Source organism: Acinetobacter sp. 826659 (assembly GCF_000588515.1).
Lineage (GTDB): Bacteria > Pseudomonadota > Gammaproteobacteria > Pseudomonadales > Moraxellaceae > Acinetobacter > Acinetobacter pittii.
Genome location: NZ_JFYD01000004.1, coordinates 68405 through 84554 on the forward strand (window position 1 = coordinate 68405; position 16150 = coordinate 84554).

General features: G+C 38.0%; 14 protein-coding genes. 2 read left to right on the forward strand and 12 right to left on the reverse strand.

What is annotated here, in order from left to right; translation table 11 throughout:
- Position 1 precedes the first annotated feature (1 nt).
- The gene (locus J663_RS09430) at positions 2–1225 is read right to left on the reverse strand and encodes an ImmA/IrrE family metallo-endopeptidase (RefSeq protein WP_033849313.1); all 1224 of its coding nucleotides are present in this window, start codon (positions 1223–1225) and stop codon (positions 2–4) included.
- On the reverse strand, positions 1215–1487 hold the full coding sequence (locus tag J663_RS09435; RefSeq protein ID WP_033849315.1) for a type II toxin-antitoxin system HigB family toxin: 273 nt from the start codon (positions 1485–1487) through the stop codon (positions 1215–1217). The genes J663_RS09430 and J663_RS09435 overlap by 11 nt, the downstream gene beginning before the upstream one ends.
- Positions 1488–1699: 212 nt before the next feature.
- Between J663_RS09435 and J663_RS09440 the strand changes: the two genes are divergently transcribed.
- Positions 1700–2182, forward strand: a complete 483-nt coding sequence (locus J663_RS09440) for a GNAT family N-acetyltransferase (protein WP_033849317.1) — start codon at positions 1700–1702, stop codon at positions 2180–2182.
- A 75-nt stretch (positions 2183–2257) separates the two neighbouring features.
- Here the strand turns inward: J663_RS09440 and J663_RS09445 are convergent, their stop codons facing one another.
- From J663_RS09445 to J663_RS09490, 10 genes are all read right to left on the reverse strand, one after another.
- A complete protein-coding gene (locus tag J663_RS09445) occupies positions 2258–3076 on the reverse strand; it encodes a hypothetical protein (protein WP_033849319.1) in 819 nt (272 codons plus the stop codon).
- A gap of 170 nt (positions 3077–3246) precedes the next feature.
- The gene (locus J663_RS09450; protein WP_033849321.1) at positions 3247–5010 is read right to left on the reverse strand and encodes a hypothetical protein; all 1764 of its coding nucleotides are present in this window, start codon (positions 5008–5010) and stop codon (positions 3247–3249) included.
- Between the two features lie 231 nt (positions 5011–5241).
- Entirely contained in the window at positions 5242–5607 is a 366-nt protein-coding gene (locus J663_RS09455; protein WP_033849323.1) for a copper-binding protein, read from the reverse strand.
- A 34-nt stretch (positions 5608–5641) separates the two neighbouring features.
- Positions 5642–8788, reverse strand: a complete 3147-nt coding sequence (locus J663_RS09460; RefSeq protein ID WP_033849326.1) for an efflux RND transporter permease subunit — start codon at positions 8786–8788, stop codon at positions 5642–5644.
- Positions 8785–10311, reverse strand: coding sequence for an efflux RND transporter periplasmic adaptor subunit (locus J663_RS09465; RefSeq protein WP_033849327.1), 1527 nt, complete (start codon positions 10309–10311; stop codon positions 8785–8787). Before J663_RS09465 ends, J663_RS09460 begins: the two co-directional genes overlap by 4 nt.
- Before the next feature lie 5 nt (positions 10312–10316).
- Positions 10317–11618, reverse strand: coding sequence for a TolC family protein (locus J663_RS09470; RefSeq protein WP_033849330.1), 1302 nt, complete (start codon positions 11616–11618; stop codon positions 10317–10319).
- A gap of 80 nt (positions 11619–11698) precedes the next feature.
- Positions 11699–12106 (reverse strand): hypothetical protein, encoded by a 408-nt coding sequence (locus J663_RS09475; protein WP_001198643.1) that lies wholly within the window; start codon positions 12104–12106, stop codon positions 11699–11701.
- Between the two features lie 137 nt (positions 12107–12243).
- A complete protein-coding gene (gene feoB / locus J663_RS09480) occupies positions 12244–14076 on the reverse strand; it encodes a ferrous iron transporter B (RefSeq protein ID WP_001093284.1) in 1833 nt (610 codons plus the stop codon).
- On the reverse strand, positions 14066–14323 hold the full coding sequence (locus J663_RS09485; RefSeq protein WP_001048221.1) for a FeoA family protein: 258 nt from the start codon (positions 14321–14323) through the stop codon (positions 14066–14068). The genes feoB and J663_RS09485 overlap by 11 nt, the downstream gene beginning before the upstream one ends.
- A 10-nt stretch (positions 14324–14333) precedes the next feature.
- On the reverse strand, positions 14334–15629 hold the full coding sequence (locus J663_RS09490) for a cation transporter (protein WP_033849333.1): 1296 nt from the start codon (positions 15627–15629) through the stop codon (positions 14334–14336).
- A gap of 88 nt (positions 15630–15717) precedes the next feature.
- On the opposite strand from J663_RS09490, the gene cadR reads away from it, so the two are divergent.
- Positions 15718–16137, forward strand: a complete 420-nt coding sequence (gene cadR, locus J663_RS09495) for a Cd(II)/Pb(II)-responsive transcriptional regulator (RefSeq protein ID WP_024436134.1) — start codon at positions 15718–15720, stop codon at positions 16135–16137.
- Positions 16138–16150: the final 13 nt, after the last annotated feature.

Consider the following 16150-nt stretch of genomic DNA (forward strand, 5'->3'; position numbering starts at 1 on the left):
TCTACTCCTCAACACTTAATAAATGAGAATTGGTTAATAATGCCTTGACCTGATATTGACCAACCAAGTCTGAAAATAAGGTGTAATTTCCCAACTCTTTTCGAATACGCCCTGCAATGATTGCTGGATGAATCCTCAACTCTTTAGCCAACTTTTCAATAGATTCTTTACTTGGTGAGATAAATGCCTCTGTACGTCTCAAAACTCCTCTTGGTATAAATGCCTCTCTTGCCAATCGATTTGCTTCTGCTTCCCTCCGATCCTCCATACTTGATGAATCTAGATCATCGAGAAATGCTTCTGTTTCATCAACATGTTTCCAAATATGTGCGCATTCATGTAGTAACGTAAACCAAAAATTATCCAATCGGTCATATCGTAAACTTAGTCCAATAATAGGTGTACCATCACTGTCCTTCAATGCAGCTCCATCAAGATGCGTACCTTTAAGATGAGGCTCAATGACTACAGCAATTCCATGTTTTTCTAAGTATTCAATTGCTAATATTGGCCCATGCTCAAACCAACTTAATTGAGCCAACTCTCTTAAAAAATTACTATTTATTAAATTAGGATCATATTTTCCTAAACTATTTTTCTTATCTCTAGCTTGGAGAATGACTCTAGCTAACCACGCATACAATGCATACATCGTGTTAGGTGTTTGAGCATCACCAGACAACTTACGCTTAAAAGAAGCTGAGCCGATTTGTAAACCAGATTGAGCAATATATTTTTGGATAATACTCTCGGTTGATGCGGCTGTATCTGAAAGAAGTGTTTTTAACCACCCTCTATTTTTCATCTCTTTAACAGGAAATTTAGACCAATCAATGTTATTTTTATCTAATGTATTCTTTGAATTTGATAAACCAATTAATGTCTCTACCGACAGTCCCAACCCTACAGATAATGCTCGGATCATATCTACGGTTAAAGCTCTTTTTCGATTAAGAACTTCAGAAACCCGACTTGTAGTACCAAAATATGGGGCCAAATCAGCTTGTTTTAATCCTTTCTCGTGCATTCTAAATAGAATTGCATCAATAGGATCAGGTGCCTCTATCGGATATTGTTTATTTTCATAATCTTCAATTAAAACTGATAATAATTCCAACCGATCACTTTCAAGACTTCCGATAGCAGGATTTAGCATAATTAAAGAATGCACTTCGTCAAGATAAGCTTGATACTGCTCTCTTGTACGAATAACTTTAAATTCCATTGTTAGCACCTTTAATGTTTACAGCTTTAATAATCGCTATTCTTTGAGAAAACGCGATTTGTAGACAAATAACCCAATTAGAGTTATGTATTGAAAATTCGAAACATTGGTTTTCCAAAATAGATACTTTGGGAAATTGTTTCAAAATATCTTCCGCCCCCCGCCAATGAGCATCACGTATTTCAGAGATCCAACTTATGAGCCACTTTTTGGCAAACTCACATTCAATCACTGTTATTTTTTCAAGTCCTAAAAGCTTCATTTAAAAATATTCCCAATTTGGTAACAAGTTACACCAATTTTAAAAACATCTCAATTCCCATTTTGGTAATTATTATATATAAAGTATGAAAGACAACTTTAACTGCCTAATCATTTATCACAGATAGGGAAAGAGTTAGATTTTTTTCTTGAAATATAAAAGCTGACCATTATTTATGGCTAAGTATTTTATTTTTAATAATCTGAGAAAAAATGACACCAGCAGAAGATAAACTCATTGGACTTGAGGAACAAAATGAAATCTCATGTTTACTTCAAAGATTTGCCACAGAACAATTAGGATACTCGCGAGTAAGAATTTCATCTATCGCATTAAGTCAAAAGAAACCTAAAGAAAGCATGAATATTGCTTTTAGTAGAAGATTTGATGATCTTTATCTTAGATTCGGAAAATATGCCTTTGCTGATCATAAAGATAAGAAATACATTGTTGTAGCCCGCATTGGGTTTAAGAAACAAAAAAATGGTTATGGAACAGCTTTATTGAAGGAACTCTGTAATTTCGGAGAAAAATTTGGGTATGAATATTTACAAGTAGAATGCCCAAACCTTGACTGCCAAGCTTTTATGAAAAAATTAGGCTTTAAAGATGAGTTCTATCTTCCAATTGATCAGTTGAAAAAGTCTATTCAAGAATACGAGCTTTCGAAACAAGCAAAAGTCAGTCTCGCATGAACTCAATCGCAGTAGGTTTACAGATTGTTTCATCGACTTTGGGGACAACTTTAGAGTTGTCCACATACTTCAAGATTAAAAGCCACTATTTAGGCGTTTGCGCTCACGACTTCTAAAGTTTTTCACATATGGTCCATCAATCATTTCTTCTGGTTCTAACAGCAGTGCACAATTAGCTAAGGTAGCAATTGAACTATCAGTTAATTTAAAGTCATCAGGTAAAAAACCATACTCTTTATGACGATTACATTCTATGGCTTCAAAAAAAGCTCTAAAATAATCTGCCAAGGAAGCCCTCTCCCCACTTGTTGCTGCTTCAGTAACAGAATCTATGGCAGTAGGTAGAGCTACCCTTGCATCTTCAGCAATTACTCTTATCAACTCATGTAACTGAGGCCAATATTTAAAATCAAACCGACCTTGAAGCAGCTTTAGCTCTGCTTGCAAATGTGATCTGAAATACGGATTACTTTGAGAGGCTTCACGAATTACATTACCAATGTGATAATGGGTAGGGGTTGTAAAATCAGATGTATTTATTAACTCCGATCTTGACTCTAACAGGTTAGCCAGTTCATGAGCTTTAACAGCAATTTGCTGATTAACTTCGTTTAATTGTTTTTGAGCTGACCTAGACTTCACTACCTCCTCTGGGTTATGCATAGAAGTAATGCTTACAAATATTTCTAAAAAGCTTCTGAGTGCTTGATGGTATTTACCCAGTTTTAAATACAATTCACGATAAGCGTGTTGTAACTCAACTTTTCGCTCAAGTAACCTGTCAATGATTATGTTTTCACTAGGTAAAATATGCGCCTGTATATTGCTAGCTTTTTTATCTAATAGAATATTTTCACACACTTGCAGGGCTTTTGTTTGATCTATCGATATCATGGTTCTCGTCTCTATAACTGTTCGTGTCTATAGTGTAATGAGCTCCTTTAGGTATGTCGGTATCTGAACATTCCTAGCTTTTAAAGTACTCAGATACCTTCCCATGAAAAACTAAATAAACAACAAGAGTTTTTGTTTTAAAAAAATAATTAAAGTCTCTAACCCCATGTTTAATCTACAGCTTCTTTTTGACCAAACAAAAATTTCCCAATCCACCAAATTGTTTGCCCAAAATTAGAAATAAGCTGTTCACCTTGCCTTAAAAATGAGTCTTGTTCATCAATTTTAGCAAGCTTTAAAGCATCTTCAATTTTAGAACTAGTTTGATGAGCATCACCTAAACGCATGTCATACGTACCAGCAATTACTCCAAATACTTTTCGAGCTTTATCATTGCCAATTTCTTGGGCTAGAATATCTTCAAGAAGTTTATTAGAACCTAATTTATCTTTGTCTTTATGAGCAGATAACGTGCGAAGAGCAGTGATATTAAGACGCTCAGAAAACACCCGGATCAAATCTTTTGCCAAACGCAATAATGAAGCGCGATCCCTACTCATAAAGCGAGAAATACTTTGTGTTAATTCGCTATCATCTATGTCATGTCTATATAAATCAATTTTAAACTTCTTACGAAACCCTTGTTCTAGCATACGCATACTCTGAAAAAGTAACTCTTCAACAGCATAAGTTGATGCAACTTGTACTTTTACTTGAGCGGACAGTAATTCAGCAGAAACCTTCCCTTCAGGAGCAACATTATGTGCAGCCCAAATATGTTGTTCCCATGCCTCAAGACGAGCAATATCATAAGCATAGACAGTAATCAGATCAGAGTCATTGATTCCAAAATGCGTAGAATAACCTGAAGTAGACTGGATACCACCTGTTTCAGCTGTATACCATTTCAAATAAAAACCGCGATGATTAAGAAGCTCATTTACAATGCTTGGGCGAAACCATAACCAGCGTCCTACATCTTCATTATTTAAATCTAGTGATGAAATTCTCTTCCCATCAGTTTCTACGATGAAACTTGGTAGGTTAATATCCATATCCCCACGAACACGGATACTTCGCCCTTGATGTACAATCCATTCATCACGCCAAAACTCCCCTTCTACTCTTACTCCTGGATAACCTTCTATATGGCCTTCTGAACTTTCCGATTCAGTATTTTCATTATTTTCTGGCCCCATCACAGGAGCATCTTCTTCTTCATCTATATCAGTTCTCCAAACACGAAAAGAAGCCCATCCACCCCCATAAACTTTTTCTAAATCACGAATTAAAAGCTCAAATCGACCTTGATCCCTTTGTTCTTTAAAGCTCTCAAGCCCTACATAACTACTATCTTCAATATTAGAAACATTTTCTACTCTTTGACGATAATAAGATAAACGTAGAGAAAGCCCCCTTGCTGCTAAATAATCAGCAAGAAACTCCCTTTTAATTTCAATTAAACGATGATTACCCTTAGAGTCAAAAAACTCCCTTATAACTACACAAAAATCTTCTTCTGGTCTTACCCAATTATCTCCTTCTTTCACTAAACGAAGGGCTACTATTAAATCAGGATTTATTATCCATTTAGTTAAACCTATTACTGGCTGCTGGTGAGTAAATACAAGGTTAATACCGATAGGATCTCTATCATTATATTGATATTGCTCAATGGATGAGTAATACCCATCATCGTATGCATAAGGAGCAACATCACGACTTAATCCAAGATCCCCCCATCCTAACGTTTCTGCAATTTCTATTTTTTCTGAAGGAAATGCAGCTGAACCACACCCAAAAAACTCACTAATATAACCAATATTTTTGACATTCCCTTTCTCTTCACTAGAGGATGCTCTCAACGGAATCCATGTAGAGTTAGCAAAAGTTCTACGAGTTTCTTTCTTTTGAAGAATCCAATCTTGGTCCATAATTTATTTTTACCTATAGTTATAAATAACCTAATATATTTAAATACTTTTTTGAACGTTATAACAAGAAACTGAGTTCTAATTTTTAATTTATTCGTATATTGACCTTATCTTAAAACACACAGATAAAAATTCTAAGCACATGAATTTGAACATAATAGAAAAAGCTGATACCCAATAGTATCTCTCCAATTTAGAAAGGAGATACTATTGGGCTAACTAAACTCTTGATTATGAAGCTTTCGGTTTAACAGCAATGATAATATAGTTTTCGCCTTCAGCTTTTAACTCAAACTCTACATGTTGTCCTACAGTTAAACCATTTAACAATGCCGGATCAACAACTTTAAATCCCATTGTCATGGCAGGCCATTTAATTGCAGGAATAGCCTCATGGTTGAGAGTCAGTAAATTTTCTTTAGTATCAATAGCAGTAATGACGCCGATGGCTTGGGCAGAAACAGCTTTAGCTGTGTCTTTACTCATCTGTTCCATCGGTGCTTCGCTTTTTTCTTGCTTTGGTGCTTCATTTTTACTACAAGCGCTGAGTGCAGTAACAGTCGCAACAAATGCCATAACTTTAATAATTTTCAACATAATAAAAACCTCTTTTGGATAAGCAATAAAACTATCAATGAATTGATAGTTTTCTTTTGGTTAAAAGCTGATATGCAGCCGGAATAACAAACATTGATAAAAGTGGAGCTGAAATCATGCCTCCAACCATAGGTAAAGCAATACGGCTCATTAATTCAGATCCGGTTCCAGTTCCCCAAAGAATTGGCAACAATCCTGCCAAAATCACAGCAACCGTCATTGCTTTAGGGCGGACCCGTAATACTGCCCCTGTACGAATTGCATCATTTAGTTGTTGCTCATTTAAGGATTGTTCAGACGAATGTAATTTCTCCTGAGTGTGTTCTATCGCTTGTTTCAGGTAAAACAGCATAACAACACCAAACTCGGCCGCAACTCCAGCCAAGGCGATAAAACCAACGGCAATTGCGACTGAAAAATTGTAACCACTCAAATACATCGCCCAAATACCACCAATTAGAGCAAATGGTAGAGTGACCATAATTAGAACCGCATCCTGTACTTGCCTAAAAATCAGATAGAGCAGTAGGAAAATGATCATCAAAGTAATTGGAATAACCACTTTTAAACGAGCATTTGCCCGTTCCATAAACTCGAATTGACCCGAGTAGCTAATACTCATACCAGCGGAACGTTTCACTTGTTGGTCAATAGACTGCTTCAGTTCTTTAACCACAGAAGCTAAGTCGCGGCCCTGTACATCCACATAGACCCAACCACTTGGACGAGCATTCTCACTTTTCAACATGGGTGGGCCATCCGTAAGTTGAATATCCGCAACACTGCTCAAGATAATTTGCTGACCTGATTCAGTAAGAATAGGTAGATTTCTGAGAGCTTCTAATGAGTCTCTAATTTCCCGCGGATAACGAACATTAATCGGATATCTTGCTAATCCCTCTACGGTTTCACCAACATTTTCTCCACCAATCGCTGATGCAACAATCTGTTGAATATCATTGATATTTAGACCATAACGGGCAGCCTCAAGTCGATTAATATCAACATCAACATAACGTCCACCCGTTAATCTTTCGGCAAGAGCAGAACTGACCCCCGGTACCTTTTTAGCAATTTGCTCAACTTGCTGTGCGACCTGATCAATCTCGCCAAGGCTACTCGCAGAAATCTTAATACCAATTGGACTTTTGATTCCTGTCGCTAACATATCAATCCGGTTACGAATAGGTGGTACCCAAATATTCGTCAATCCAGGAACCTGAACAGCCTTATCGAGCTCTTTGACCAGTTTTTCTGGCGTCATTCCCGAACGCCACTCAGAACGAGGCTTAAACTGGATCGTCGTTTCAAACATCTCAAGTGGTGCAGGATCGGTGGCAGACTCAGCACGACCAGCCTTACCAAATACAGTCGCAACTTCCGGAACGGTTTTAATCATCCTATCCGTTTGCTGGAGTAGTTCAGATGCTTTGGCAGCAGATAACCCCGGTAAAGCAGAAGGCATATAAAGTAAATCGCCTTCATCCATGTTCGGTAGGAATTCCCCACCCAAACGAGTGAGAGGAAAAAGGCTCAGAATAAATACGATTAATGCTGCCAATAACGTAAACTTTGGATACTCCAAAACTTTATCCAACATTGGTCGATATATTTTTATAAGAAAACGGTTGAGCGGATTACGTTGTTCCGAAGGTAACTTTCCACGAATCCAATAACCCATCAAAACTGGAATCAAGGTAATGGATAATCCAGCAGCCGCGGCCATAGCATAGGTTTTTGTGAAAGCTAATGGAGAAAATAACCGACCTTCTTGTGCTTGTAAGGTAAAAATAGGAATAAAGGATAAAGTAATAATAAGAAGACAGAAGAATAAAGCTGGACCAACTTCACTGGCAGAACGGGCAATAATAGACCAGCGCTCTTGTGAATCCAAAATATGATCAGGATGTTCATGCTGCCAAGCTTCAATATGTTTATGCGCATTCTCAACCATGACCACTGCCGCATCAACCATTGCACCTATGGCAATGGCGATACCGCCTAGTGACATAATATTGGCATTGAGCCCTTGATAATGCATAACAAGGAAAGCCGATAAAACACCTAATGGTAAAGAAACGATCGCCACCATAGCCGATCGTAAATGCCATAGGAATAAACCACATACCAACGCTACAACAATAAACTCTTCCAGCAGCTTATGACTTAGATTCTCTACAGCCCGGTCAATGAGTTGACTTCGATCATAAACAGGAACAATCTGTACGCCCTTCGGTAGGCTCCGTTGTAACTCAGCAAGTTTCTCTTTTGCAGCTGCAATCGTCTCACGTGCATTTTTGCCTGCCCGTAAAATGATGACACCACCAACAGATTCTCCTTGGCCATTATATTCACTGATCCCTCGGCGCATTTCAGGCCCGAGCTGAATTGTTGCGACATCGCCCAATGTAACAGGAATACCGAAACCATTGGTGCGCAAGGGAATCTGACGAAAATCTTCCAAAGTTTTCAGGTATCCGGATGCTCTCACCATGTATTCCGTTTCAGCCATTTCCAATACCGAGCCACCAGTTTCCTGATTGGCCTTTTGGATTGCATCAATAATGCTACGCTGGGTAATGCCCAATGCAGCCATTTTTGTAGGATCTAGTACAACTTGGTATTGCTTTACCATTCCACCAATGGTGGCGACTTCTGCAACATTGGGTAATGTCTTGAGCTCATATTTTAAAAACCAGTCTTGTAAGCTACGAAGCTGGGAAAGGTCATGCTGCCCAGTCGGGTCAATTAATGCATATTCATAAATCCAGCCAACGCCTGTTGCATCTGGTCCCAACGAAGATTTTGCATTTGTTGGCATCCGCCCTTGGATTTGATTCAGATATTCCAATACACGCGATCGAGCCCAATAAAGATCTGTATGCTCATCAAAAATGACATAAACAAATGAATCACCAAAAAATGAATAGCCTCTCACCGCTTTTACACCAGGGACAGATAACATGGTTGTTGTAAGCGGATAGGTCACCTGGTTTTCAACAATTTGAGGCGCCTGGCCAGGGTAATTCGTTCGTACAATAACCTGTACATCAGATAAGTCTGGCAAAGCATCAATAGGTGTATTCTTAACTGCCCATGTACCCCATACTGCTAAAACAAGAGCTGCGAGCAATACAAAAATACGGTTTGCAATTGAGAACCGAATAATACGGGCAATCATGATGGATCTCCCTTTTCACTCGGCATAGATGCCATGGACATATTGTTAGATATCTTGGAAATATTAGAAATGACATAAGCATCACTAACTTGTTTAAAGCTAAAACTAACCTGATCACCTGACCGAATTTGAGTAAAAGGCTTTGCAGGTTGTTTAAAGCTCATTGTCATAGCCCCCCAACCAAGTCCTGCAATCGCTTGATGAGAGATTGTAATTTCCTGAAGTGTAACTTTTTCGACTCTACCAATACCTTGATATAGGGATGGTTTAGAATTTTGAGTTTGAGAGGTGGAAATAGCTTTTCCTGTATTAAGCTTATCGAGTACACCTTGTAAATTTGCTTCAGAATTAATCAGGAATTGTCCTGAAATCACAACCTTTTGCCCAACTTTTAGCCCTTGTAAGATGGCTACTTTAAGACCGTCACTTTGTCCCAACTGCACGACAACAGGTTCGAAACGTCCTTGCTCATGTGCCACAATGACGACATTCCGTGTACCGGTTCGAATTACCGCTTGCTCCGGGATCACTAAACTTGCTTGGGGATTATTAAGGAATTTTACGCTAGCAAACATACCCGGTTTTAAACGACCATCTGAATTGGGTAATTCAATACGAACTTTTATGGTTCTGCTTGTGGTATCGAGTGTTGGTAGAATATCAATAACTTTACCTGTAACTGTTTTTGTATAGGCAGCCAATGTTACTTCGGCCTTACTTCCTTGTTTTATTGTTGCAATTTGAGCTTCGGGAACCGCAGCTTCTAGCCAAATCGGGTTAAACCCTTTAATTGTGGCAAGCGTTTGCCCCATACTTAAGGCCATTCCACTACGTACCTCTAGTGAATCAATAAATCCACTCACAGGAGCGCTCAAAGTCATAGTGGACTGGACTTTACGTGTTCTTTCCACACGCTGGATCACATCTTGCGGTATTCCCAAAAGCTGTAATCGTTGTCTGCTTGCCTGAATTAAAGAACGATCACCCATTCTAAGCACAGCCAGAAATTCTGTTTGCTCACCCGTCCACTCGGGTATAGAAACATCAGCAATCGGACTACCTTGAGACACAATATCTCCAACGGCATGACCATAGACACGCTGAACAAATCCATTTGCTCTTGTTTGTAAAATAGCAACTTGACGCTCATTCGCCTGCAATATGCCATTGGTCAGCAAGTTACTTCCTACCATTGCTTGTTCAACCATGGCATAACGTATAGCCAGATTTTGCTGAATAGAGGGATCAATCTTTACTACTGTACTTTCAGTAGCACCTGCATCACCTTCATCAGCATATTTAGGAACCAGCTGCATGTCCATAAAAGGTGATTTACCTGGCTTATCAAAATGCTGCTCGGGTTTCATGGGATCGTACCAATACAAAACTTTAGCTGTCTTCTGCGTACTGTCCGATTGTGTTTTTTCACTTTTATGGGCAAACCAATAACCAGCACCACCACCAACTGCCAAACTCACACCGACAAGTCCCGCCATTGCAAATGCCAACTTATTTCTTAACATTAGGATTACTCCTCGGTATGGTTTTGAGTGGGTTCAACAAAATTAAAGTACAGTTGAGCCGTTATCATTGATTGTTGTTGTTGAAGATCAATAAGACGCATCCGTTGTTCAAGTAGTGCCTGACGTGTTGCTATTACATCAGTTAATTTGGCTTTTCCTGCCTGATAACTCGCGAGCTGTAACCGCTCTTTTTGCATTGCATAAGGAATACTCATTTGAGTAGCCCGCTTAATTTGCTGATTAAGAGCTTCAATATCTGCAAGTCCATCATCCAACATGCTTAAATGCTCACGATATTTTGCTTCTTGATCCGCAGTGACTCGATTTTGCTCTGCTAACGCGGCTTGAATGAGGGGACCACTTCGTTTTCTTGAGAATACTGGTATTTCTGTCGTCAACTGAACTCCAATCATGTCTCCAAACTCTGGAGCTCTATGCTGGTAAGCCACCTCTATTCCCCAATCTGGCTTCTGTAAAGCTTGTGCTTGTTTCAGCTTTGATTCAGTGACTTGCTTTTGTGCTTGAAATGCCTTCAGTTCAGGGTGTTGATGTAGGTGGTGATATAGTTGCGCGGTATCAACTCGCAGGTTGGGGGCCTGAGTTGGTAAGGTCTCTATCTGAGAGGAGTTTTCCAAAGGATTTGCACTGACTAAACGATGCAACTCCAGCTTTGCTTTTGTCAGATCTCGCGATAAATCATCCTTTTGATCAAGTAATACCGTATATTCTTGTTTAGGTGTCATTGCATCAGCGATCAACGATTGACCTGAAATTATTTGTGTTTGAGTCAGTTTTCCAAGCAGCCCGTTTTCTGCAAGTAACTTATCTATCAGCGCTAGCTTTTGCTCAAGATAAAAGCGCTTAAACCATGCTGTAGCGACTTGTTGCCGTAGATCAATTCGAAGAATTTGTGTTTGACTATTTGCAACTCCGAGTTCAGCTTGAGCAAGTTCAACTTCGGCCTTTCTTTTGGCCTTATTTGGAAAATCCTGCATAACGCCTATCTTCTGCATAGTCATACCCTCTTGGGTGACTGACCAAGCAGAATCTCCAGATACTGGATAATTATCTAATCCAACAAATAGTTTGGGATTAGGTAAAATGCCTGAAGCGAGTACATTGTTCTCTGCACCTTCAATCTGAGCATAATTTGCTTTTAAAGTAGGTGCATTTTCCTCAGCACGCTTTAAGGCGTTCTCTAAAGTCAGTATTTCTGCATTTGCATGACCATACAAAAATAATAGACACACAATGCTTAACGATTGCCTTACCCATACTTTGGACGGCAATTTTCTATAGTGAGGCATAATTCTCATCCTAAAATGATGCGCATACGAATATGCAAAACACCCATAGATCAACTATGAATGATTAAAAGGTCATCAAATTAGGTGGCTTGTGGGGGTCGCCATAAACTATAAAGAATGGATGGGGGAAGTTGTTGATTAGGAGAGGTAAAATTAGATTGATCTAATAAAGGTCCTGCTATTTCCGGCAAAGGGACTAAAGAGTCTTTGGGAAAAGCAATTTTTGCAAATGAAGCAATACAATCTGGTTCAGACATACAAGAAGAATCATGAACCGTTATTTTTTTGATTTTTGAGTCCGCCTTCATACAATCCATATGCGCAGCATTTACCTGATTATTTTCAGGTGATTGCATCATTTGCATAGATTGCATCTTTTCTGAAGACATTAAACATTTTTTATGCACAGATGCAGCAGCTGCTGCCGATCCTACAAAGAGGATAGCAAACGATAAAAACAGCGATAGGCATGTCTTTAACCACTGCATAGAGATAAGACCAAATTTTATACTTTTTTAGTTTTACAGATTCTAATGAAAATAGCAATCGTGAGGTCTTAGGAATAGTAACTTACACTACTATTCCTAATTAACTGTTTATATAAAAATTTATATTCACTATTAAATTATGTAACTCTACTCACCACTTGATAAGTGATAAATGAAAAGAGATAAGCAAGAGAGAATAAATAAGTTGCCATAATGATAGGCTGTCTCCAACTGCCAGTTTCCCTTCTTATGGTAGCCAATGTTGCTAAACAATGTGGAGCAAAAATAAACCAGACTAATAAAGACAAACCTGTCGCTAGACTCCAACCATCCGGGCCTGATATTTGAGATAATAAGGTCTGAGTAACTGCATCCTCATCACCAGACATTGCATAAATTACCCCTAACGCAGCAATAATTACTTCACGAGCTGCCATCGCAGGAATCAAAGCAATACAAATTTCCCATGTAAATCCAATCGGCGCAAATATTGGATGGATTAAATGGCCTAACTGTCCAGCGATACTATAATTGATCGGAGGCATAGTTGGATTATCTGGAGGTAAGGGGAATGTTACCAAGAACCATAACAAAATAGAAAGTGCGACAATAATTCCACCAACTCTTTTTAAGAATATAGTTGCTCTATCATAAAGCCCCAAAGCTACATTTCGAACATCTGGAATACGGTATGTTGGTAATTCAAAAATAAAAATACTTTCAGTTTTATCTTTTCTTACTAATTTCAGAAATAAAGAAACCAATAAAGCTGATACGATTCCTGACATGTAAAGCCCGAATAGAACTAAACCTTGCAAACTGAGCCAACCATAAACTAATTTGTTTGGAATAAAGGCTGATATCAGTAAAGCATATACAGGTAATCGTGCAGAGCACGTCATCAAAGGTGCAATCATAATCGTTGCTAAACGATCTCTTTCAGAACTAATACTTCTTGTCGCCATAACTCCGGGAATTGCGCAAGCAAAGCTTGAAAGTAATGGAATAAATGAACGTCCACTTAAGCCAGCTTTGGACATCAATTTATCTAACAAAAATGCAGCTCTAGGTAAGTACCCTGATTCTTCTAAAACTAGAATAAAGAAAAATAAGATCAGAATTTGAGGCATATAAGCAAGTACACTACCAGCACCTGCAATTACGCCATCAACAATCAAACTTCTTAAAAGTGAATGAGAGATCAATGGCCCAATTACCCCCCCAAACCATGTAATCGAATCTTCAACAAATGAAATTAATGGTTGGGCCCAAATAAAGACTGCCTGAAACATTACAAACATGGTAAAGGTCAATATTAATAATCCAAAAATTGGATGTAAGAATATTTTGTCTAAGAAAGCAGTCCTTTTGTCACCATTATCATTTTTCAAGATGACCTGTTTTGTAATGTACTTAATTTGGTCGAAGTGACTTAGGTCAGAATGATAAGGGGCAACAAATAATTTCTTTTGGTCTAACTGGGTCAATAGCCCCTGAATTCCTTTTGTTTTTACAGCTACCGATTCAACGACAGGAATGCCTAAAAGCTGAGATAGCTTCGTTGTATCAATTGAAATTCCACGCTTTCTAACCTCATCCATCATATTGAGAACAAGTATCATAGGCCTGTTTAATGCTCTGACTTCAAGTACAAGGCTTAAATGAAGATGAAGGTTAGTAGCATCAACAACACATACAAAAATATCAGGTATGACTTCGCCTTTTAATTCGCCAAAACAAACAGCTCTAGTTACTTCTTCATCTAAGCTACTTGGTTTTAAACTGTAAGTCCCAGGTAAATCCAATACTCGAATAGTATCGCCAGAAGGTAATTTAAAAAAACCCTCCTTTCGTTCAACCGTTACTCCCGCGTAATTAGCAACTTTTTGACGAGTACCTGTGAGTGTATTGAAAAGAGAGGTTTTACCACAATTGGGATTACCAATAAGTGCAATATTTTTAGTGTTCATTGATAATCTCTACAAAAATTCGTTCTGCTTCATTTTTTCTTAATGCAAAACGTGAAGTTTCGATTTGGACCAGTACTGGGTCACCACCGAAAAGCCCTTTCGCAAGTACTTGTAAGGATTCACCGACTCGAAAGCCAAGCAGTTCTAGACGTTCAAGAACAGGATCACTTTTATCTTGAAACTGAGAGCCTTTTTTAAGATCAATGATTTTTACGGTCTGATTTTGCTTTACTTGAAATAAATTCATTGTCTGCCTCTTATCTCAACGCCAAAATTTTTCGAGCGCCATTAAGCACAAACAGAGAAACAAGGATGCCAATAATCAAATCTGGGTAAGCTGAACCAGTCCATGCAACAAGCACACCTGCTAAAATAACTCCCATATTTACGATCACGTCATTAGCGGAAAAGATCCAACTCGCTTTCATATGAGCTCCACCATCTTTATGTCCAGAAATGAGATACAGGCACGATACGTTAGCAATAAGTGCTAAGAAGCCAATAAGGATCATCAAATCTGACTCAGGTTCACTACCAAACATAAAGCGTCTGACAACATCAACAATAACGATCAAAGCTAATAAAAGTTGAATCCATCCTGCAAAATGAGCTGCTTTTAATTGATATTTAGAGGCTTTCCCTACTGCGTAAAGTGCTATACCGTAAACGGCAGCATCCGCAAACATATCAAGAGAGTCCGCAATAAGCCCCGTTGATGCTGCAATAATTCCACTTATGAATTCAATAAGAAAAAGAACACCATTGATTGCTAATAATAATTTTAGAACTTTCGCTTGATTATTTGGGTCAAGTGTCTCGGGCAATTCTCCTGTAGCTTTTACCGTTTCAACAATTTTTGCACCAAAACCGAGGGCTTCAAGTTTTGTAGTAATTTCATTAATCCCATTTGTATGGAAAACAACTAACTTCCTTTGTGCTAAATCAAAAGATAAACCTTTAACTTCATGCAAGGGAGAAAGGGCCATTCTTACCATTTGCTCTTCTGCCGAACAATCCATCTTCGGAATTAAAAAAGTACTGGCTTCTTGTGCATGCTCTTTATTTTCATAAAATTCAGTTTTATTTAACTTCGCTCCAAATCCAAGAGCTTCGAGTTTTGCAGTGATTTCTTTACTTTCACCATTATGCAGAACTTTTAAGTTCCGGTTTGGCAAATCAAAAACCAATCTCTTAACATCCACTAAAGAAGATAAAGTCATCCGAACCATTTGTTCTTCTGCGGAACAATCCATTTTCGGAATGTTATAGTCACTGATGAAAGTCGCTATAGGTTTATCCCCATTAACTAATTCAGGTGACTTTAAAGAATCTGGACCGCAGCACGAATTCAATTCCCCAGAACACGGCTGATTACTACCATAAGAATCTTTTTCATCATAATTAGGTACTTTTTCTACCTTATTACCACAACAAGAACTTTTATTTTCTTCAGTAGCTGAATCTTTACCCTTACAAGAATCTATTTCTGATTCAGGTTGATTTTGCTTAGTGTCGTCACAAGAACTTCCTTTATTACAACCGCAACCACTCATTGATGTGCCTATAGTCAGATCTTAATTTATTGCATATTAAAAACCTTATAGCTACTATAGAGTCAAGATGAAAATTAGAGATATTGATATGTCTTTAAAAATTGGTGAATTAGCAAAAAAAGTATCGTGCTCTGTTTTAACTATCCGTTACTATGAAAAAGAAGGATTGATTCCATCTCCCGAAAGAACTCAAGGGAACTATCGGCTGTATAATGAGGATTATATAGATCGCCTAAAATTCATTCTAAACTGCCGTACACTTAATATGAATTTAAGTGAGATAAAACAATTACTATCGTATAAAGACACACCGAATCAGAATTGTTCAAGCATCAATCATCTTGTTGACTCTCATATAAAAATTATTAAAGAAAATATAAATTCTCAACAAAAATTAATTCAGCAACTCTTAGATATTAGACGAACATGTGATGGATTATGTACAGTAGATAAATGTGGTGTTCTAAAAGAAATTGGAGATTATGAAACTAAATTAGCTATAACTTGAGGGTTATTAATTT

What these genes read in the sequence shown, in the direction of transcription:
- J663_RS09430 (WP_033849313.1), bottom strand. Translation starts at nt 1,225, where the DNA reads ATGGAATTTAAAGTTATTCGTACAAGAGAGCAGTATCAAGCTTATCTT.
- J663_RS09435 (WP_033849315.1), bottom strand. Translation starts at nt 1,487, where the DNA reads ATGAAGCTTTTAGGACTTGAAAAAATAACAGTGATTGAATGTGAGTTT.
- J663_RS09440 (WP_033849317.1), top strand. Translation starts at nt 1,700, where the DNA reads ATGACACCAGCAGAAGATAAACTCATTGGACTTGAGGAACAAAATGAA.
- J663_RS09445 (WP_033849319.1), bottom strand. Translation starts at nt 3,076, where the DNA reads ATGATATCGATAGATCAAACAAAAGCCCTGCAAGTGTGTGAAAATATT.
- J663_RS09450 (WP_033849321.1), bottom strand. Translation starts at nt 5,010, where the DNA reads ATGGACCAAGATTGGATTCTTCAAAAGAAAGAAACTCGTAGAACTTTT.
- J663_RS09455 (WP_033849323.1), bottom strand. Translation starts at nt 5,607, where the DNA reads ATGTTGAAAATTATTAAAGTTATGGCATTTGTTGCGACTGTTACTGCA.
- J663_RS09460 (WP_033849326.1), bottom strand. Translation starts at nt 8,788, where the DNA reads ATGATTGCCCGTATTATTCGGTTCTCAATTGCAAACCGTATTTTTGTA.
- J663_RS09465 (WP_033849327.1), bottom strand. Translation starts at nt 10,311, where the DNA reads ATGTTAAGAAATAAGTTGGCATTTGCAATGGCGGGACTTGTCGGTGTG.
- J663_RS09470 (WP_033849330.1), bottom strand. Translation starts at nt 11,618, where the DNA reads ATGCCTCACTATAGAAAATTGCCGTCCAAAGTATGGGTAAGGCAATCG.
- J663_RS09475 (WP_001198643.1), bottom strand. Translation starts at nt 12,106, where the DNA reads ATGCAGTGGTTAAAGACATGCCTATCGCTGTTTTTATCGTTTGCTATC.
- feoB (WP_001093284.1), bottom strand. Translation starts at nt 14,076, where the DNA reads ATGAACACTAAAAATATTGCACTTATTGGTAATCCCAATTGTGGTAAA.
- J663_RS09485 (WP_001048221.1), bottom strand. Translation starts at nt 14,323, where the DNA reads ATGAATTTATTTCAAGTAAAGCAAAATCAGACCGTAAAAATCATTGAT.
- J663_RS09490 (WP_033849333.1), bottom strand. Translation starts at nt 15,629, where the DNA reads ATGAGTGGTTGCGGTTGTAATAAAGGAAGTTCTTGTGACGACACTAAG.
- cadR (WP_024436134.1), top strand. Translation starts at nt 15,718, where the DNA reads ATGTCTTTAAAAATTGGTGAATTAGCAAAAAAAGTATCGTGCTCTGTT.